The sequence below is a fragment of the Vibrio sp. 1580 genome, assembly GCF_033340055.1.
In genome coordinates this window covers 1-719 of the sequence record NZ_JAWOVT010000265.1, presented here as the reverse complement: position 1 = coordinate 719, position 719 = coordinate 1, and the positions used below count along the sequence as shown (strand labels likewise).

Annotated in this window: 1 protein-coding gene and 1 pseudogene; both read left to right on the top strand. The window is 47.1% G+C overall.

Annotated elements, in window-relative coordinates:
* Positions 1-76: pseudogene (locus R7093_RS25420) on the top strand (flagellar motor switch protein FliN); the annotation flags it as partial.
* Between the two features lie 18 nt (positions 77-94).
* Positions 95-719 (top strand): flagellar type III secretion system pore protein FliP (locus tag R7093_RS25415; protein WP_318147045.1); only part of this gene is annotated, 625 nt, incomplete at its 3' end.

The following is a 719-nucleotide window of genomic DNA, read 5'->3' as shown; positions in this document are numbered from 1 at the left end:
AGTTGTCGTTAATGACAAATACGGTCTTCGCTTGATTGACGTACACGATTCGGCATTAAGCGGCGTTGGTCGATAATTTTTGGTAGGCAGTACAATGAACAATCTGAGCGCTTGGCATCGTTGGTTACCTTTGTTGGTATTGGTGTCTCTTTTGTTTGCATTCCCAACAATGGCAGCAGACAACGGCTTAACAATTCTGTCCGTTACGGACGGCGACGCACAACAAGAGTACAGCGTTAAACTACAAATTCTTTTGTTGATGACGGCGCTCAGTTTCCTTCCTGCTTTCATTTTGATGGCGACGAGCTTTACACGCATTATTGTGGTGCTGGCTATCTTGCGCCAAGCGCTTGGTTTGCAGCAGAGCCCGCCAAACCGCGTGTTAGTGGGTATTGCATTAACGCTTACTCTGCTCATCATGCGCCCTGTTTGGACGGATATCTACGAGAATGCGTTCCAACCATACGACAATGGTGAAATTACGCTGGTTCAAGCATTTTCCGTGGCGGAAAAGCCCGTGCGCAACTTCATGTTGGCGCAAACCCATCAGAGCTCTCTTGAGCAAATGTTGCGAATTGCCAATGAGCCGCTCGATCAAAAAGTAGAAGACATCTCGTTTGCCGTTGTTCTTCCTGCGTTTGTGATCAGTGAGCTTAAAACTGCGTTCCAAATCGGCTTTATGCTGTTCATTCCGTTTTTGATCATCGACTTGGTGGTCG